General features: G+C 75.3%; 2 protein-coding genes. Both read left to right on the forward strand.

Going from position 1 to position 5,462, the window contains the following annotated elements:
* Positions 1-2,538 (forward strand): SpoIIE family protein phosphatase (locus ABD308_RS34040; RefSeq protein WP_344343642.1); only part of this gene is annotated, 2,538 nt, incomplete at its 5' end.
* A gap of 199 nt (positions 2,539-2,737) precedes the next feature.
* A complete protein-coding gene (locus tag ABD308_RS34045) occupies positions 2,738-5,344 on the forward strand; it encodes a SpoIIE family protein phosphatase (protein ID WP_425554921.1) in 2,607 nt (868 codons plus the stop codon).
* The last annotated feature ends 118 nt before the right edge of the window (positions 5,345-5,462 follow it).

Raw genomic sequence — 5,462 nt, forward strand, 5'->3', positions numbered from 1 at the left:
CGGCCCTTCCCGGGCGGCCCGCGCGCCGTCCCGGACGCCCCCGGCGCGCTGGGCGGCGACCGCGCGGAGGGCGGCAGCCTCTTCGACGTGGTCCGGGTGGCCATCGCGATCCTGGACACCGCCGGCCGCGTGGTGCTCTGGAGCCCCGCCGCCGAGGAGCTGCTCGGCTGGCCGAACGAGCTGCTGGTCGGCCGCCGGATCGACGAGCTGGTCCCCGACGACGACCAGGTGGCCCGGATCCGGACCGCGATCCAGGACACCCTGCGGCACGGCCGCTGGTCCGGGCCGGCCGAGCTGCGCGACCGCGAGGGCGCCCCGGTGCTGGTGGACGCCCGGATCTCGCTCCTGGTGGACGGCGACGGCACCCCGTTCCTCCAGGTCAACCTGTCCGAGGCGGAGGCCGTCCGGGCGGTGGAGCGGGACCTCGCGGTGCGCGACGCGCTGTTCGAGCAGTCCCCGCTGGGCATCGCGATCCTCGACACCGATCTGCGCTACACCGCCGTCAACCGCACCCTCGCCGAGATGAACGGCGTCACACCGGAGGACCACGTCGGCCGCACCGTCGGCGAGACCCTGCCCGAGCGGGCCGCCGACGAGATCACCGCGATCCAGCGCCAGGTGCTGGCCACCGGCGAGCCGGTCATCGACGTCACCCTGGCCTCGCCGGTCACCGCCCGCTCCGGCTACCGCTCGATCTCCTACAGCCGGATGACCGATCGCGCCGGCCGGGTCCTCGGCATCTCCGGCACCGTGATGGACGTCACCGAGCGTTACCGGGCGGTGGCCAAGGTCGAGCACGCCCGCCGCCGGCTCTCGCTGCTCAACGAGTTCGGCTCCCGGGTCGGCGACCTGCTGGACGCCTCGCGGATCGCGCAGGAACTGGCCAGCGCGGTGGTGCCCAGGCTGACCGACCACGCCGCCGTCATCCTGCTGCAGGCCGTCGCGCACGGTGACGACCTGCCCCGGCACGGCCACGACCGCCGCACCTCGCTGCTCCAGCTCGGCACCGCCTCCGTCCAGGACGGCCCCGAGGTGGAGGTGATGCTGCGGCGCGGCGCCCGGATCACCTTCGCCGAGGACTCCGCCTGCGGCCGGGTGCTGCGCACCGGCGTCCCCGAGCTGCTCTCCGGCGCCGACCAGCTGAGCGACGTCACCTACGCCGGCGACCCCAAGATGCAGGCCGCGCACGACCTGGGCGTGCACTCGATGCTGGTGGTGCCGCTGCGGGCCCGGGGCATCGTGATCGGCCTGCTGCTGGTCAGCCGGGCCGGCTACCGCGAGGGCTTCGACCGGGACGACCTGGCGTTCACCGTCGAGCTGGCGGACCGGGCCGGCTCCTCGCTGGACAACGCCCGGCTGTACGCCCGCGAGCGCACCGCCGCCCTGACCCTCCAGCGCACCCTGCTGCCGCAGCAGGTGCCGCAGCCCACCGGCGTCGAGGTCGCCTACCGCTACGTGCCCGGCAGCAGCGGCACTGAGGTCGGCGGCGACTGGTTCGACGTCATCCCGCTGCCCGGCGACCGGACCGCGCTGGTGGTCGGCGACGTGATGGGCCACGGCCTGCGGGCCGCCGCGACGATGGGCCGGCTGCGCACCGCCGTCCGGGTGCTGGCCGCCCTCGACCTGCCGCCGGACGTGCTGCTGCGGCACGTCCACGAGCTGGCCGACGACCTCGCCCAGGGCCCGGACGAGGCGCTGCTCGCCACCTGCGTCTACGCGGTGTTCGACCCGGCCACCGCGACCCTGACCGCCGCCAAGGCCGGCCACATCCCGCCGGTGCTGGTGGTGCCGGGCGACGGCGTGGACGGGCCGACCCGCGACGGCGGCCCGCTGCCCGGCGGCACGGGCCGGATCCTGGAGCTGCCCTCCGGCGCCCCGCTCGGGGTCGGCGGAGTCCCGTTCGAGGCCGTCGAGCTGAAGATCCCCGAGGGCAGCCTGCTGGCGCTGTGCACCGACGGCCTGGTGGAGTCCCGGGACAAGGACCTCGACGTGGGCCTGGGCCGGCTGCTCACGGTGCTCCAGGCGCCCTACGCGTCGATCCAGGCGGCCTGCGAGGCGGTGCTGGACACCATGGAGCAGGGCCGCGAGCCGGACGACGTGGCACTGCTGCTGGCCCGGCTCGGCCACGGGCGGGCCGGCACCCCGACGGCGGGCTGGACGCTGCCCGCCGAGCCGACCGCCGTCTCCCGGGCCCGCCGGCTGGTCCGCGCGACGCTCGTCGAGTGGGGCGTCGAGGAGCTGACCGACACCGCGGAGCTGCTGGTCAGCGAGCTGGTCACGAACGCCGTCCGGTACGCCAGCGCGCCGATCGGGGTGCGGCTGACACTCGGCGAGACGCTGCTGGTGGAGATCTCCGACCCGCTGCCGGACCCGCCGCGCGAGCGGCACGCGGCCGAGGCGGACGAGGGCGGGCGGGGGCTGGAACTGGTGACCAGGCTGGCCCTGCACTGGGGCGCCAGGGCGGAGGGGATGGGCAAGGTGGTCTGGTTCGAGCAGGCGCTGCCGGGCACCCCCGAGGCGGAGGCGGTCGGCGGCTGAGCCCGCCGGCGGGACGGTCCGGGGGAGCGCGCGCTCCGGCAGGGGGCGCGAGCGTGGCATTGTGGTTGCGCGGGCGGTAGGACAAAAACCTTCGCCCGATCTGATGTTGTGATGTTGAGGGCGTGTGAACGTACCCCTCGATGATGAATACTCGGTCTTCTCGACATCCGGACGGTCGCGGGTTTGGAGGGGTCGGTCCGTGAACAGCACCCCGGCGCGCAATGCGCCGAGCAACAGCGGTCATGCCGCTGTACCCGGGCAGGCCGGCGCCCAACACGTGCCCGCCCCTGCCCACCACCACCTGCCCGCACCCGTCTGCGCCCCGCGCCCGGCGGCCGAGGAGCAGCGGTGGGGTGCCGGGGACCCGGGCTCGATCTACGACTACATCCGGGTCGCCACCTTCGCGATCGGCCCCGACGGCCGGATCAGCCAGTGGAGCGACCGCGCGGCCGAGTTCTTCGGCGTCCCCGCCGCCGAGGCGGTCGGCGCCGACCCGGTGACCACCTTCGTCCCGCGCGAGCTCTGGCAGCGCGGCCGCGCCCGGCTGGAGCGCACCCTGGCCGGCGAGGAGTGGGTCGGCACCACCCCGTACCGGCACGCCGACGGCGGCGAGGGCCTGGCCGAGCTGTACCTCATGCCGGACAGCGAGCTGCCCACCGCCGGCGCCACCTGCCTCGCGGTCGACCTCGGCCGGCTGCGCCGGATCGAGACGGATCTGGCCGCCTCGGAGGCGGTTTTCGGCCAGACCCCGACCGGCTTCGTCCTCTTCGACGACCGGCTCCGCCTCCAGCGCGTCAACGACGCCTTCGCCTCCGGGCTGGGCCTCGCCCCCACCGACCTGGAGGGCCTGACCGCGCACGACATCTTCCCCGGCTCCGAGGCCGACCGGCTCACCGCGGCCCTGCGCAAGGTCCTCGCCAGCGGCGAGCCCGTCTTCGACCTGCGCTTCCACGCCGCCGTCCCGACCCGCGAGGGCAACCGGCTCTGGGCCGTCTCGCTCTACCGCCTCAACGGCGCGGCCGGCCAGCCGATGGGCGTCGCCGGACAGGTCTCCGACGTCACCAGCCGGCACGTCGCCGAACGCGAGGCCGACGGCGTGCGCCGCAACCTCGCGCTGCTCAACGAGGCCAGCGCCCACATCGGCTCCACCCTCGACCTGGAGACCACCGCCAAGGAACTGCTGGACGTCGTCGTCCCGCCGTTCTGCGACCTCGCCACCGTCGACCTCTACACCGCGCTGCTCTCCGGCGAGACCGTGCCCAGCGCCGGCCGGCTCGGCGACAACGTGCTCACCGACGGCAGCGGCGAACTGCGCCGGGTCGCCGTCTCCAGCGTGGTCGGCGGCGCCTCCTCGGTGCTGGGCTCGGTCACCGGCCTGCCCATCGCCGAGGCCGGCGGCACCCTCTGCTACCCGCGCCGCTCCCCGCACGCCCGGGCGCTGCGCACCGGCCGCAGCGTCGTCCCCGAGCCCGGCCCGGACCCGCTGCTGCGCTCCACCCTGATCGTCCCGCTGGTCGCCCGCGACCAGGTGCTCGGCCTGGTCCAGCTCTCCCGGGCGATCGGCAGCGAGCCCTTCGACGCCCGCGACGTCGCCATCGCCGAGGAACTCGTCGCCCGCGCCGCCGTCTGCATCGACAACGCCCGGCTCTACCGCCGCGAGCACGAGCGCGCGCTGATCCTCCAGCGCAGCCTGCTGCCCCCGGGCAACCCGGTCGCCAGCGGCCTGGAGATCGCCTGCCGCTACCTGCCCAGCAACAACAACACCGAGGTCGGCGGCGACTGGTTCGACGTCATCCCGCTGCCCGGCAACCGCACCGCCCTGGTCATCGGCGACGTCATGGGCCGCGGCCTGCGCGCCGCCGTCGCCATGGGCCAGCTGCGCACCGCCGTGCGCACCCTGGCCATGCTCGACCTGGAGCCCGGCGAGGTGCTCGCCGCGCTGGACGAGATCGCCCGCGGCCTCGGCGACGACACCGCGCCGACCGGCCGCTCCAACCCGTACGGGCGGCTCACCTCCACCGCCGACGAGGAGGCCCGCGAGGTCTACCTGGCCACCTGCGTCTACGCCGTGTACGACGCGGTCACCCGCCGCTGCACCTTCGCCAACGCCGGCCACCTGCCGCCCGTCCTGCTCGGCCCCGGCGAGCCGGCCCGGATGCTGGACGTCCCGCCAGGACTGCCGCTAGGCGTCGGCGGCGAGCCCTTCGAGGAGGTCGAGCTGACCCTCCCGGACGGCGCCGTGCTCGGCCTCTACACCGACGGCCTGGTGGAGAGCCGCAAGCACCAGCTGGACGAGGGCCTGAAGGCCTTCCGCACCGCGCTCTCCGACGGCGGCAAGGGCCTGGAGGACCTCTGCGACCACGTCCTCGGCGAGCTCAACCCGCACCACGGCGAGGACGACATCGCGCTGCTGATGGCCAAGGTGCACGCCTTCCCGGCGGACGCCGTCGGCCAGTGGTTCCTGCCGCCCGAGCCCACCTCGGTCGCCAAGGCCCGCGAGGCCGCGTGCAGCTGGCTGCTCGCCCGGGGCCTGGACGAGCTGGTCGACACCACCGAACTGCTGGTCAGCGAGCTGGTCACCAACGCGCTGCGGCACGGCCGGGGCGAGATCCGGCTGCGGCTGCTGCGCGACCGGACCATGGTGTGCGAGGTCTGGGACGACGGCTACGCCCAGCCCCGGCAGCGGCGCGCGCACGAGACCGACGAGGGCGGGCGCGGGCTCCAGCTGGTCAGCCTGCTCGCCGAACGCTGGGGCAGCCGGCGCACGCCCAAGGGCAAGATCGTCTGGTTCGAGTTGGGGCTGTAGCGGCCCGGACGTACCCCGATCGGGTGCTGTCGTCCGTCCGGGCGCCGTGTCGGGGCCGCCGGGCGCGCGGGCGCGGCGTTCGATGGCCGCCATGCGCGCCCGCCCCCCTGTCGCAGCC

This window comes from Kitasatospora putterlickiae (genome assembly GCF_039527695.1).
Taxonomy (GTDB): Bacteria; Actinomycetota; Actinomycetes; order Streptomycetales; family Streptomycetaceae; genus Kitasatospora; species Kitasatospora putterlickiae.